At 46.3% G+C, this 13324-nt stretch carries 15 protein-coding genes; 5 read left to right on the top strand and 10 right to left on the bottom strand.

Translation table 11 applies throughout. The features are described 5' to 3' along the window. Positions 1-26 precede the first annotated feature (26 nt). From TOL_RS16145 to rpsF, 3 genes are read right to left on the bottom strand one after another with little or no spacing between them, the layout of a single operon-like run. Positions 27-863, bottom strand: coding sequence for a hypothetical protein (locus tag TOL_RS16145; protein WP_041588538.1), 837 nt, complete (start codon positions 861-863; stop codon positions 27-29). A 44-nt stretch (positions 864-907) separates the two neighbouring features. Next, positions 908-1138 carry a 30S ribosomal protein S18 gene (rpsR, locus tag TOL_RS16150; protein WP_015488437.1) on the bottom strand — a complete coding sequence of 77 codons (231 nt, stop codon included), beginning with the start codon at positions 1136-1138 and terminating at the stop codon, positions 908-910. A 15-nt stretch (positions 1139-1153) separates the two neighbouring features. Then, on the bottom strand, positions 1154-1591 hold the full coding sequence (rpsF, locus tag TOL_RS16155; protein WP_015488438.1) for a 30S ribosomal protein S6: 438 nt from the start codon (positions 1589-1591) through the stop codon (positions 1154-1156). 819 nt (positions 1592-2410) lie between these two features. Between rpsF and TOL_RS16160 the strand changes: the two genes are divergently transcribed. The 4 genes from TOL_RS16160 to TOL_RS16175 all read left to right on the top strand — a co-directional run bounded on the left by TOL_RS16160 (position 2411) and on the right by TOL_RS16175 (position 4110). Continuing rightward, positions 2411-2671, top strand: coding sequence for a hypothetical protein (locus TOL_RS16160; RefSeq protein WP_015488439.1), 261 nt, complete (start codon positions 2411-2413; stop codon positions 2669-2671). Beyond that, complete coding sequence (locus TOL_RS18550; protein WP_015488440.1) at positions 2664-3035, top strand: hypothetical protein; 372 nt, start codon at positions 2664-2666, stop codon at positions 3033-3035. Before TOL_RS16160 ends, TOL_RS18550 begins: the two co-directional genes overlap by 8 nt. 99 nt (positions 3036-3134) lie before the next feature. Further along, entirely contained in the window at positions 3135-3560 is a 426-nt protein-coding gene (locus tag TOL_RS16170; RefSeq protein WP_015488441.1) for a hypothetical protein, read from the top strand. A 10-nt stretch (positions 3561-3570) separates the two neighbouring features. Further along, positions 3571-4110: a flavodoxin gene (locus TOL_RS16175; protein ID WP_015488442.1), complete on the top strand. Its 540-nt coding sequence runs from the start codon at positions 3571-3573 to the stop codon at positions 4108-4110. A 31-nt stretch (positions 4111-4141) separates the two neighbouring features. On the opposite strand, the gene TOL_RS16180 is transcribed toward TOL_RS16175, so the two are convergent. The 3 genes from TOL_RS16180 to TOL_RS16190 form a co-directional block, all read right to left on the bottom strand. Continuing rightward, positions 4142-6922, bottom strand: coding sequence for an ExeM/NucH family extracellular endonuclease (locus TOL_RS16180; RefSeq protein WP_015488443.1), 2781 nt, complete (start codon positions 6920-6922; stop codon positions 4142-4144). A 128-nt stretch (positions 6923-7050) separates the two neighbouring features. Beyond that, positions 7051-7551 carry an NUDIX domain-containing protein gene (locus TOL_RS16185; protein ID WP_015488444.1) on the bottom strand — a complete coding sequence of 167 codons (501 nt, stop codon included), beginning with the start codon at positions 7549-7551 and terminating at the stop codon, positions 7051-7053. 30 nt (positions 7552-7581) lie between these two features. Continuing rightward, entirely contained in the window at positions 7582-8616 is a 1035-nt protein-coding gene (locus tag TOL_RS16190; protein ID WP_015488445.1) for a CobW family GTP-binding protein, read from the bottom strand. Between the two features lie 153 nt (positions 8617-8769). Between TOL_RS16190 and TOL_RS16195 the strand changes: the two genes are divergently transcribed. Beyond that, positions 8770-9624: an inositol monophosphatase family protein gene (locus TOL_RS16195; RefSeq protein ID WP_015488446.1), complete on the top strand. Its 855-nt coding sequence runs from the start codon at positions 8770-8772 to the stop codon at positions 9622-9624. Here TOL_RS16195 and TOL_RS16200 read toward each other — a convergent pair. The 4 genes from TOL_RS16200 to TOL_RS16215 all read right to left on the bottom strand — a co-directional run bounded on the left by TOL_RS16200 (position 9566) and on the right by TOL_RS16215 (position 13266). Beyond that, positions 9566-10555: a lipase secretion chaperone gene (locus TOL_RS16200; protein ID WP_081601162.1), complete on the bottom strand. Its 990-nt coding sequence runs from the start codon at positions 10553-10555 to the stop codon at positions 9566-9568. The genes TOL_RS16195 and TOL_RS16200 overlap by 59 nt on opposite strands. Positions 10556-10558: 3 nt before the next feature. Continuing rightward, the gene (locus TOL_RS16205; RefSeq protein ID WP_015488448.1) at positions 10559-11494 is read right to left on the bottom strand and encodes a lipase family alpha/beta hydrolase; all 936 of its coding nucleotides are present in this window, start codon (positions 11492-11494) and stop codon (positions 10559-10561) included. Positions 11495-11818: 324 nt separating this feature from the next. Next, positions 11819-12856, bottom strand: a complete 1038-nt coding sequence (locus TOL_RS16210) for an NAD(P)H-dependent flavin oxidoreductase (protein ID WP_015488450.1) — start codon at positions 12854-12856, stop codon at positions 11819-11821. 113 nt (positions 12857-12969) lie between these two features. Continuing rightward, positions 12970-13266, bottom strand: a complete 297-nt coding sequence (locus TOL_RS16215) for a hypothetical protein (protein WP_015488451.1) — start codon at positions 13264-13266, stop codon at positions 12970-12972. Positions 13267-13324 lie beyond the last annotated feature (58 nt).

Genomic DNA, 13324 nt, shown 5'->3' on the forward strand with positions numbered 1-13324 from the left:
AATAAATCCTCATTACAGGGCTAGGGTTATTCGTCCTCAGCCGTGTCTTTTAGTCGCGCCCGGATGTCGGTAAGACTATCCAATAACGCTACGAAAATTAGTAATGTGTACATGTAAGGCTCAAAAACCAGTACGGCTACATACAATACAGCCAACCAATTCGAGCTGGTTCGTGTCTTTGACACGACACCATGGAACACCGCCAATCCGGCAAAAAACAGTGGCACTGTTGCGACAACAGAAACACCTACCATGCTTGGCTGTAACGCCCCAGCAAACACTACCAAGCCGGTGGCCGGTAGACTGTATGCTAGCGGTAATCGCAACTGATTAAACTCGCGGCCAAACCCTTTCGGATTGTACAACTCGCTTTGCCAGTAGCGTCCCAAAAACAGACACAAAATACAGATAATTACATGCAGTGCGGCTAAGCCACCACTGACAACAGGAGCCACCATAGGTTGAACAGTTGCGGCCATGTCTGGCTGCTCTGTCAACGCTGTCATAATTTGTCCCTCTATTTCGCTAATAACGGCAGTTAATACATCGCCGTATAGCAGAGGTAGCAAAGCAAACAGCATTACTCCCAATCCTGTCGCTAATAACAACGCCCAATCGAGTCGTTGATAATTACGCAGAACAACGGCAATCAAGCTCGCGCCGATCACCGTAATCAGGGCCGTTGAATCTCCGATCGCACTCCACGCAATTGCGGGAAGTGATGCCCAGAGAACCACTCGACCACCGTCCTTCACGCCCTGTCGCATAATAATTAATGCTGACAGTGCGCCTCCGATCCAGAACAACAAAGGAACCATTAGAGTGCCGGCTACTGCGATAAACGCATACAACCGGCGACTCATGGCCCATCGGGCCAGAGATTTCATCCGTTAATAATCAGCTTAACTTAGTTGTCGTGCTGATCAGTGTACGGTAGCAAAGCAATGTAACGAGCGCGCTTGATCGCTGTAGACAACTGACGCTGATATTTAGCGCGAGTGCCAGTGATGCGGCTTGGTACAATTTTACCAGTTTCAGTGATATAGCCCTTTAGGGTATCCATATCTTTGTAATCGATCTCCGCTACACCTTCAGCAGTGAAACGGCAGAACTTACGACGACGGAAAAAACGTGCCATGACTCAAATCCTCTCTTATTCTGCGTTATCTTCAGATGAATCGTCTTCGATATCATCTGCATCATCTTCTTCAATATCCGCGCTGTCATCCGAAGATTCTGAGCGAGTATCAGGACGACGACGATCTTCACGGCTTTCAGCTGCTTTGATCGGAGAGATTTCAGTAACGGCTTCGTCGCGACGGATAACTAAGTTACGCAGAACTGCATCGTTGTAACGGAAGTTAGTAGTCAGCTCATCTAAAGCTTCTTGTGTACATTCTACGTTCATAAGAATGTAGTGAGCTTTATGAACATCATTGATTGGGTAAGCCAAGTGACGACGGCCCCAATCTTCAAAGCGATGAATTTTACCTTCAGTCGCTTCGATGGTGTTGGTGTAACGCTCTACCATTGCTGGTACTTGTTCGCTTTGATCTGGGTGAACCAGAAAAACGATTTCGTAGTGACGCATTGTCAACTCCTCGTGGGTTATAGCCTCCCAGGGGATCCGGTAAGGCAAGGAGTCCATCTAAACCACAACATTTGTCGTTTGGATGGATAAAAAGGAGCGCGGAGTTTACCTAAAGCCCTCAGTGAATTCAATCAAATGCATGCGATAAAGATCAAAAAATAGACAACCCCCTGCGACATCGTGCCACAGAGACGAAATCTTAGGTCTGAATTACTATAATTTCAGGCTATGAGGGTGGCCTAATATGGGAATTACGCCGGTGCAGTGCGGAGCTAGCAGGGAGTGAAAGTAGACTCTGGCTCGGGATGGTCGCGCAACGCACCACCGGCGCCCTATTCACCAATATCGCTAAGATTTCAACCAACTGACCCAAGATTGTCGCTGCTGTGCACAACCTATGCCTAGCTCACAAAGGTTTTCCACATATTCTGTGGATAAACTAGTGGATAGTTTGGAGACAAGTGGTCTAAATCCCCAGTATTACTAGCTTTAAAAATGTCGTACAGATTTGCATCAGTTCAAATCGTTATTAAAAACTCCTTATTATTCATAGGATAAGCATAGCCAATCACGTCATTTGAGTTAGCTGACCAAACAATGACTCAATGCTCTGACGGAGCACCTAGCCCCTCGATCATCTGGGGACAACCTTGTAAGCTCATCCACAATTGCTGTGGATAATTCTGTGTGTAATTTATTAACAACGGGCTCTAAGGTGCACCAGCTATGGGATTCATTCAAACGACCGTTTTTTAACCGTTAACAGAACTTTTAGATTTGCTATGCTCACTACTCACCTCATCGTTATCGGATGGACCGATGGACTGGCGCTCTATACTTAAGCAACAAATGCACAATGATCGACGTTACCTTGGTTTGTTTGTATGGGGTGCTGTCGGCTTTTTTGCGGGCCTTGGTATTGTTATTGGCGTAGATCGCTTACTCTTACCCTCTTGGCAGCAAGAAATGGCCGCACTCGCTGGATTAGCACTCGCATCCATCGGTGGCTTGGCTGCCTTAATTGGTTACATAGCACTAAGCCTCTTCCGTATATTAAGGATCTCAAACCCCAATGACTGACCAACTTCCCGATTTAGAAATCTATATCATGAAGGCAAATCCAGAAGCCGTGCATAGCTGGCTCGCCTCCTTGTTCAAAGTTGAGATCATTAAATCTGCCGCTGGACACCATCACTATCGTTGTAACGATATGGATGTGTTTTTAAATGAAGGCGCTGAGAAAAATTTCGCTAGCCTTTGGTTTAAGCAAAATGATACGACTTGGCATACCGACCTAGAGTTAGCTCGTGCAGCCCACTCTGCGCTAGAAACAGAGATTCGCTGCAGCGCCGAAGGTTGGAAAGAAGGCGACGAAAATGCCGCCAGTGATAACGGCTGGATTAAGTTAAATAAAGGCCAAGAAAAGTCGTTCGAATGGCACTAACTATCAATTACTAAAAGTTGATAGTTATATTTCAATCAAACCCCGTTGCAAATGAAAACCATTCTCATTAAGGTATTCTTCAAATAAGGAGGAATACCTATGTCGCTATACGCTGATATCTACCCCGTAACGACCTTTCCCGATCTTGTACCACAACGAGAACACCGCAATTCTTGTATTCTGCGCTTAGAGCGTTTGGAAAATACTATTCGTAGTTACCACGGCGATGAATTACATCATGAGTGGCTGAATGATTACCTAGATGCCGGTTTAGAGCTTGCCCAAGAAGCCGGTGAGCGTGATCTCATACGCCTACAAGAAAGCTGGCTAAGACGCATCTACAACACCTTGCGCGATACCGGGGTTAACGTCAGTTGCGATGAAGCATGGCGACACCAATGCCTCGAATACTTGTATCAACCTTTCTTTGCTTTACAGCATTTGTATCGGGCGCAACCAGGAAGCAATAGTCGCATCAAAACCTTATCTCGTGATTTTTCTTTTATTTCTCGTTACGTCATTTAAGGAGCTATTTATGCAACGGATTGGATTGATTTACGGTACTGATACGGGAAATACCGAAGAAATTGCTTATCTACTACAAGAAAAAATTGATTGGGCTGTGGTCGAAATTCACAACATAGCCAGCTGTGCACCTGAGGATATTGCGCAATATCAGACATTAATATTGGGCATACCTACTTGGGATTTCGGCGGTATTCAAGCCGACTGGGAAGATTTTTGGCCAATACTGGAAGATATGAGTTTTGCCAATAAAACGATTGCCCTTTATGGTTTGGGTGATCAGCTCGGTTATGGTTATTACTTTTTGGATGCTTTGGGATTACTGCACGATGCCGTGCGCGATCGTGGAGCAACCGTGATTGGCTATTATTCTATTGAAGGGTACGACTTTGAAGAATCGCGGGCATTAACCACCGATGGTCGCCACTTTGTAGGATTAGGACTTGATGAAGACCGCCAACACGAATTAACTGAAAAAAGAGTAGATCAATGGATCAGGCAATTGCAAAAAGAATTAAATAGAAAAAAGCCCCAGACACGACGCGCCTAGGGCTATTTTAAACACGATTAATTGTAATTAATTATCCGCGTAGCCATTCCAAAAAAGCCAACCAACGCTGACGTAAGCGATACCAACGTGTGTTGTTTTCAAGCTCGACAGCAACACTAATAGTGTCATAGCCATCAGTAACATCGATAGTGAGTGTTAGCGGCAACATAGCGATTACGCTCGGTGTAGCAACACCCGTTAACTGGCCAGCATTCGATAAACTAAAACCTTCTGGCAAGTCACTAGCTGAATACGTTAATTCATCACCATCAGCATCACTTACATAGTCACTAACACTGACAGCAATACGGGCATTACTGCGGTTAACCAAAACAACAGGGATTTCATTATCTTGTTGCGGAGCGCTATTGGTAACCGGAGCTTGTAAATTCAAACCAACGACAATGGGATCGTGATCCGAAGAACGATACGCATCCGGCTCAGCATAATTATCAATCGAGCTGAATGTTTGACCATTGGCTTCGGTTAAATAATCGACCAATGAATCTTCCACTGAGTTGATATGCCAAGCGTCCACGCTCACGACTTGCTCCGCAATAACACCTGTCGCCAAGGCATGATCTAAGCTACCTAACAAACCACTAAACGAGTACGAATATGGTTGTGCTTCGGTTGACGCTGCTGTGTATTTTAAGTTGGTAAAATCAGCAGCGTAAAATACCTGCATCGGATCTTCTTGGCTGTAGGCATTTAGATCACCCAGAATCATCACGCCGTCAGATTCGACATTAGCCAAGAATTCGACCAAAGCTTGCGCCGCGCGTGTCCGCTTAATATTACAGTTACCTTGGCCGTCGCTACCTTCATCGACTTCGCCACAAGCCGACCCTTTCGACTTAAGATGATTCACAGCAATGGTGATCTCGTGGCCGTTAACCGCAAAATTTTGAATTAATGCTGGGCGATTTTTTGTGTCATCAAATAAAGGTTCAGAATTATCATCCAGCGGCGAGTTAGCAGTATTTAATACCAACGCCGAACCAACCGGAGTAACTTTTTCGGCTCGATACAGTAAACCCACCGCAATTTCATCCGTACCTAAAAACGAAGAATTCGGAGTAATAATGCTATATTCAAAGCCTGGCATTTGTGTTTGATTTAATTCATTAGCCAAAGTTTGAATAGCACTTTCCGATCCATAACCGTCATTTTCAATTTCCATCAAACCAATAATGTCGGCATTCATTGCGGTTAAAGCGCTCACGATTTTAGCGCTTTGCATGGCAAAAGCATCAGCCGTTGGCGCACCACGAGATGTGGGGAAACCACCACCTAAGCCATCGCCATTAAAATAGTTAAGTACGTTCATTCCAACGATCACTAAGTTCGCATCCTCAGCTACCACAGGGGCTAATGTACGTGCATGAGTTGGATCAATGGTGATGGCATCAGGAATGATGGTGTAGTTATTTTTATACGCATGCATTACACCGGCAACTGCTGGTACTTGATAACCAATGCGCATTGGATTGGATGCAGAAAAACCTGTTTCATCTGGGAATGGAATAAAACTTGGGTAAGATGCTGATACACCGTCGTCAATTAACAACGCATCTAAATTGCGTTCATTAACTGCATTAATAGCGGCATCCGAGCCGGGTAAAGCAATTTCAGTCCCTTGGAAGTGCAAACGCGAAGACACCACAAACTGACCATAATTTCCAAAACCGTAGCCAGTACCAAATAAATCACTAACCACTAAGCCTTGATCGTTTGCGATGCGCATGCCTTCAAGCGCTTCTAACGCGCTCAAATCTGCAACCGGTAAGTTAATCGTAGTTGCCGCGGGCAAAGTCTGGCCTGAAGCACAAATAACCACTTCACTAACTTGGCTAATTTGAGTCACTTGATTGTATTCAGATACCGTCCCTTGCAAACGAACGCGATCACCAACATTGACCGCATCGCTATAGTCGTAAACAAATACACCTTCGGATGTCATCGGATCACTGTCTACTGCATCGTCCGCTTGTTGTAGCCAAAAGCCGCTGTATTGGTACGAAGAATCGCCGCTGGCCAATGCCCCGCCTTGCTTATCTGCCGTAACGATGGCTTCAACAATCACACTTTGGCCGAGCAATGGGCTGGTATCATTACTTACGTCAGAGATTGCGCCTTGAATAGCATGAATTCCCGTCGCTTCGTCACCGCATAAACCAATGCTTGGCTCAACCACAACACTGCACTGGTTAGCGACACCTGCAGTAGGAGCAGCGACGACAAAGCCATCAGTATCACGTGCAGCACCACCACAACGCTGAATAGAATCCGTTGTGCTTGCAGCATTTTCATTCTCATTAAGTTGTGGCTGGCCGGCATTCAACAATACCAATAAACCACTATCATCGGTGTCACTGGTGTCGTAAACCACGGCATCCACTAATGCGGTGGTCGTTACTGCAGTATTCGTAGGGAAATTACTGGCAGAAGCTACATACAATGCAACGGCATCCGCACCGTTCTGGATTAAATTAGAATCTGGAGAGACATCCAGATCACAATTTGCCACTTGCGCCGCGTCACCACACAAGACGAAGTACCCATCATTGTTGGTGCTGTATCCATCCAAACTGAATGCTTGATAACTTAGATCATTGCTGCCGTTATAAAAAACGAGACTGTAACCATCTAAAGATTGGTTGCCTAAGCCGCCATCAAATAATTCGATAAATTCAGCGATATCTGTACTTGTTTGATCGGCATCGACTTCGTTGATTAATATGTCGGCATGGCTAACGGATGCCAGCGCTAATGTCAGCGCCGAGGCAATCGAAGGGAGTTGTGTTTTCATTGCATCCTCAATGTGCGGAACATCCGCAAGCTAAAAATTGGCGGTTCCATTGGGACACATCTAGGTTGCTTATCTAAGACACTTTATTGACAGTTTTATTGATGCTAGATGACTATGTCTCATCGTTTTTAATGAGCTAAGCCATCAATCCAGCGTTGCAATATTTTTCCAGTGGCTGAATCCCAGCCTTTTATTTTTTCCCGGGAAATTGTTTTTGCCTGATCTAATTCGTTTTCATCAAGACGAATCTCCCCCTCGGCATAGACATAAAAACCAATAATTAATTGATTAAATATCTGCCCACCAACACCACGACCATCAAACAATTCAAAACCAATAAACTCGGCTTTATTTCCTTGCAATCCTAGTTCTTCTGCGGTTTCACGTAGGGCGCACTGCTCGGGCGTTTCGCCGCGTTCTAAAAATCCAGTAATAATACTGAACATACCTTCAGGCCATGCTTTATTGTGAGCTAGTACTATGCCATCTGGCGTTTCTACCACAACGGCGACCACCGGCGTTGGGTTATCCCAAAAAACAAATCCACACTCAGCGGCACAGGCAATTCGAGCCTCACCATCAATGACGGTATCCGTTAACGTCGATGTGCATTGTGGGCAGTACTTCATTCTTCAACATCCTTTTTATACATAATCTTGTTATGAATTTATTCGGCAAGCCAACAATGCTCGCTCTAATTCATCGGCGCTAAGCGCTGCATCATGAATCAATTCAATACGGCTTTCTTCCAGCGCTCGCGTCGGCATTTCGGTTAAGGCGCCGTCACGCCAATTGAGAACGTAGTAACCTTGATCCGTACGAAGTAAGCCCTTGGCCCGCTGTAGGTTCAACGTATTCAGCCAATGCCGTAACTCTGCTAACGAGAACTGCCAATTACCAGACAACAACCAACCCACAGAAAAATACCCGTCGCCTTGATTCTCTAGTCGACGAATATCCTGCCCTTCTTCCAACGCCAATATAGAATTACTGGCGTCAACAAGGCCAGACGTCTCCTGCACATTCACTTCGGGAGCGCTTGGGTTCGCTAATGGCGTGGTGCTGATATTTGTTGCTGGACGAAATTGCACACGTCGCTGCGGATTGGCGGCGAGTTCCAAACAGGATAAATCGAAATGACCTTGTGTCGTCCAGTAAGATGCGGCTTTCGGCGGTTGTGATCGCTCAAGCAAAGTATCAAACGCGGACTTATCAGCGGGCGAGGTCAGCTCGGTTTTATTCGCCACCAGCACGTCAGCAACCTGCAATTGATCTTTAAATACGTCGTTGCTGGTATAACGCGGCTGGGATAAATGCCGCGGGTCGAGCAAGCAAATGGTGGCACCCAGCTCTAAAATGCTTTGATAATGCTCTGCCGCCAGCATATTAAGAATATTGCGCGGATGCCCCAACCCCGTAGGTTCAATTAAAATAACATCCGGATTTTCGCGGGCAATAAGAAGATTAAGCCCCATTTGAAAGGGCAAACCCGACACGCAGCATAAGCAACCGCCAGGAACTTCTTTCACCACAGCACCTTGTGCCGCGAGAATGGTGCCATCAACACCAACCTCACCAAATTCATTCACCAATACTGCCCACTTTTGCTGACTCGGCTTATTCGCCAATACGTCCAGAATGGCAGTGGTTTTTCCCACACCGAGAAAGCCGGTGATCAAATGAACGCGTATCATAGAAAGCTAGTTAGTCCGATTAAAAAGTAATAATATAACATCTGTTGCACTCCGCAATGACCAGACGAATATCAAGAACTGGTTTCTGCGGCATGGTTACCGTCGCTACGCATATTCAATCGCTGCCAACGGCTCGTTGAATAAGGAGTTACTATGCATATAACTAATGTACTCACGCTAGCATTGCGCCTTGCCACTGATGCGGGAAACCTTATCAGTCAACAGAGGCCAAGACTCTCAGTAGAGTTTAAAGGCGGCACGGAACTCGTTACTCAGGCCGATGTAGCTGCCGATGAATTAATATGTCGAGGCATTCGCCAAGTTTATCCCGACCATCAAATCCTATCAGAAGAGCTCAATCCAGATGGCGGCACCGATGCTGAACATCTTTGGATTATCGACCCCATTGATGGCACCGTGAATTACGCGCACCACCACCCTCAAGTGGCTATTTCCATTGCCTACTACCACAAAGGCAAAGCTAAAGTAGCGGTCGTTCATAATCCATTTATGCAGGAAACCTTCCACGCCATTGCTGGTAAAGGCGCACGTTTAAATGATCATCCTATTCGCTGCAGCACTAAGTCGGAATTAGGACGAGCACTAGTGGCGACAGGCTTTCCCTATGTAAAAGATGATTTGCCGCGTTTGATGAGGCGTTTGAATAGCGTACTCACCCGCTGTGCTGACGTACGTCGCTTGGGCTCTGCAGCGTTGGATATCTGTTGGTTAGCCTGTGGACGAATGGACGCTTATTACGAAACCGTTAAGCCGTGGGATTTCGCCGCTGCGCAGCTGATTGCTCGTGAGTCTGGAGCGACGGTTGGGCACATATACCCCCTACCTGCTGGTGCAAATCCTGAAATTTATAGTGAAAATTTATTAATGTCGGCACCTGCATTGTTTCTGCCTTTGCAAAAGCTTCTGCAAGCCGCCGACCAAGAAAGCGTTATTCCTCCTTCAACAACGCCAGTGCCGCCCCAATTCGCTTCTGCTCAAGGCTCGTAAAGTGAGCGTCACGATAGGTTTGCAATAAATCATCGCGATCTTGCGGTGCCAGTCGTTGTAGCTCAGGCGACTGTTTATAGTGCCGATAATCTTTTAAACGTTGTTGCCATTCCTCTTGGCGCTGTTTTACCTGTGCTAAGCGTTGTGCGGCTTCCTCACCGTACTCGCGTACCTGCCAAGCGTATTGATCCTCTGCACTCACATTCTGCGCCTGCATCTGCGCCATTTCTTGATTCAGCGTTAACACGGACTGTGATTGCTCACGCATCACCTGTACAACTTCAGGTAGAGATTCGTCCAATTGTTTGAGCTCAGTAGCATTAGCGCCATTACGCAGCAGTGCTAATTTTTGCAGGGTGTAATTATCGATTAGCTCATCAGCAGTGAAAAAAGCGGTTACGACATCCGGTTGCAGCCACTCACGCCGCAAGCGCTGCTGCCACTCTAAGCGAGTAAGCATACGACTAGACGCATCGCTCATTTGGTTTTTTAGAGCCGTAGTTTCATCGTATGCGGCAAGCGCATCCAAGTAGCCCAAGTAAGCACTTAGCACTGCCAGCGCTTCATCTCTGGCAGGTAATGGCAATCGCATTATGCGCTCTGTCATAACATTACGAATGTCGGCAATACTCAACTCGCCGACTGCAGATAAATGAAAATCAAACCAATGACGCAATTGCAAGTCGATGACCAAGTGATTGGTCTCATCAACCCGTAACTTGCCATCTTCAGATGCGCCACGAAAAGTGCGAAGTGCCGCTTCGTTCACTGTGCTATTTAGTGACGCTGCAGAGCCATAGTCTGCGTTCTGAGCCGATGCATTTTCCATCGGCAAAGAACGGATCACAGTGTCCTGTGATCCTATATCGCTCACTATCCAACCGATAACGCTTAAAAAAGACGCGACCGCAAAGATCATGAACCGTTTCATAGTTTAAAAACCTGCTAGCTTCAGACGATTAGCATGGGTTCTGAACACAGTTAATGGATCCGTCTCCGTTAAATGATGAATACCCAATAGTTGGTTAACTTCATCTAGGTGGTTCATCTTAAAGTCATCACGCACCACCATACCTAAGTGAGTCGAGCATGTGCCGACTAAGCCGTCGTTGGCTTCGCCATCGGTAAAGAATAAAGACGCACCAGCAGTAATCAGATCGGAAATATCCAAAACATTCGTCACTGGCTTAGCACCCGTCCAAGAATAGAAGCCAATACCATTCACTTCATAATCACCTTCGCCGCACGCAGTCGCAGGAATCCCAGCAGGATGCTCATTGTTAAAGCGCTCAGCTTCGGCAAAGGTCATCGAACCAATTGAGGCCAGCAGATCTTGCTCATAACCGCCGCCCGACAAAAAGTCGATAGTCGTCGATAGCGCATTGCCTAAGTTATCGAGTAGCCATTCAAACTCAGTAGATCCCTCATTCCAATCTTGAAGAGTCTGCGCAACAGGAGTGCCCTTGTTGACACCACCCACTGAGGTGACAGACGCAACTAGATCTGGACGCACCGAAGCCACATAACGCGTTGTCGGACCACCATGACTATGACCAATCAAGTTCACTTTTTCGGCACCGGTCAGGGCTAAAATTTCTTCGATTTGCAATATTAATTGCTCACCGCGAATTTCCGGGCTATTCGAGTTAGACACCTGCGTCAAATACACACTTGCACCGTCTTTTTGCAGGGTCTCTGGGATTTTGTACCAGTAATCCACACCCAATAAACTATCGAAGCCAAACAAACCATGAGCTAGCACGATCGGATATTTGGTTTCGGTATAACCAGTTTCTGGGGTCGACGACATGGAAAATGTTGGAGCAGACACAGTAATGGCTGCAGCCAATGCTAAGCACTTCAGTTTCATAATCATTACTCAGTTTGTTATTTTTGTTTTAGCGAACACCTCAGACCAATGGTCCATATGGCAAACGCCAACTGAGTGTATAAAAATTCAGCAAGGCCGCAGTGACCGTTGAAGCCGCAGCGGTATCTATATAAGCCGCGGTAACAAATCACTACATAACTGCCATTTTTTGGGCACTTTACGACAGAAAAAATGCAATAGATGGGTCTGAATCTAAATAAGAGGATTGATGCGGCGTGGGGGCTATAGAAAAGAAATATAAACCGCCAATTGATACCGGCATCGATCGATATCAATTGGCTGCAATCTACAGACGGTAAAACACTAATTCGCCCAATACGCTGCCTGCTTAGTATGAAGCGCTTGGGCTTCTGTCATGATGCGCTGTACCAATTCATCAACGGATACGACATCTTCGATGAGACCTTGAGTCTGGCCGATAAACTGCACGCCTTTTTCCAGATCACCATCAATGGTCGCGGCTTGTAAACGCGGCACACTAGCGCCAAAGTAAGCCAATAACTTCACCTTATCCATCATAGCCAGCATGCCAACCATAATCTTCCAAACTGGCTGGTTAACTAGCTTCGCAGCCTTCGTAGCTTGCCAAGAAGCAACAAAGAAATTCATCGGTCTGCGCGTTGCTTTAATTGAGCGCGGTGTGCGCATCACGCGAGCGGGAATACCGTCGAAGTTTTTCGAATAAATCGTGTCCTGTTCACTACGAGCGATCACCGCTTCTTTTACCTTGCTATGCAATGGGCTATCGGCACTGGTAGCGAAACGCGAACCCATGGCAACGCCTTCAGCTCCTAACGACAAAGCCGCTAACAGTCCTCGACCATCAGCAAAACCACCCGTAGCGATAACTGGAATAGATACTTTAGAAGCAATAGAAGGGATCAAAACCAACGAAGTTACGTTTCCACCATGCGCAGCGGCTTCATGGCCTGTTACTAATAAAGCATCGGCGCCAATTTTCTCTGCCGATTTAGCGTGTTTTTCCGACACCACAGTCGCGATCACTTTACCGCCGTACTCATGTGCACGCTTAATCAACCAATCGCCTTTACCTAATGAGAAGTTGATCACTGGCACTTGTTCATCCAATGCAACCTCAGCGTTCTCTTTCGCACCCGGCATCAGCAAGGTCACACCAACGCCGAATGGTTTATCCGTAAGAGAACGAATTTCGTGAATAGCTGCGCGCGTTTGTTCTGGATTAAGAGGCCCACTAGCCAGAATCCCAAGACCACCAGCATTGCTTACCGCAGCGACGAGTTGCGGTGTCGAAATCCAACTCATGCCAGGCAAAACAAGAGGAACAGAAATTCCAAACAATTCAGTGATACGGGTTTTCATAAGAATTTAGCAACCGTTGCGTCTGTGAAATTAACAGATGGTTACTCTAGGCATAACAAAAGGAAAGTCTATGGCCGAAATGACGAATGGCCTATAAGGAATACGGGCGAACCTCAACGAAAACGTTGGTTCTCGCTCTGCTGCACAAAACTGCGGAACATTTGTTGACGCTGCTCCGAGGACATATCCCGTAACTGCTCTAAATGCTGTTCGCGCATAATGCGCTGATTTGCTTCAGGTTGAGCGGAGAAGTTTTGGAGAGACTGATAAAAGGTATCAAGGGCTTGGCGTTGCTCAGGATTAGTATTATTCCATTCCAACTGCATATCCGGACGTGCGCCTGCCACCGGCGGATTCGCCATAGCAACGGAGGACAATACAATTAGCGCAACAGACAACAATACTCGCACGCGACACACCCTAAATATAATTACTTACTGAGTGTAACAGCGAGATTACAAAAACGCA

Origin of the sequence: Thalassolituus oleivorans MIL-1 (assembly GCF_000355675.1) — a bacterium.
GTDB lineage: Bacteria > Pseudomonadota > Gammaproteobacteria > Pseudomonadales > Oceanobacteraceae > Thalassolituus > Thalassolituus oleivorans.